Source organism: Neisseria sp. P0016.S008 (assembly GCF_051957775.1).
Lineage (GTDB): Bacteria > Pseudomonadota > Gammaproteobacteria > Burkholderiales > Neisseriaceae > Neisseria > Neisseria flavescens_B.
The window spans coordinates 1-259 of sequence record NZ_JBQCWB010000032.1; the positions used below are offsets into that span (position 1 = coordinate 1).

Annotated in this window: 1 protein-coding gene; it reads right to left on the minus strand. The window is 40.5% G+C overall.

The window, feature by feature from the left end; all coding sequences use genetic code 11:
• On the minus strand, nt 1-221 hold a 221-nt coding region (locus ACTHS8_RS10860), incomplete at its 3' end, for a hypothetical protein (RefSeq protein ID WP_440373714.1).
• Between the last annotated feature and the right edge of the window lie 38 nt (nt 222-259).

Below are 259 nucleotides of genomic sequence, written 5' to 3' on the forward strand. Positions count from 1 at the left end.
GTATAAAACACCCCGCCTGCTTTACGGACTTCAGGTTTCTGCTCAATAAGAGCTTTACCATCTTGAATACTGATAACTTTACCTAAAAAGCGTTCATAAATGTTACCAAGAATGTGGATGGGGATGTAATTGAAATCGTAAGGGGTGTTGGTATGGTCAAGATCAGCTGCAATTTCTCGGAATTGAGCTTCGTCAGCGCCGAGAAAACCATCTTTATCCATGAAATGCGGCTTAAACACAATGCCGTTGTATTTGATAT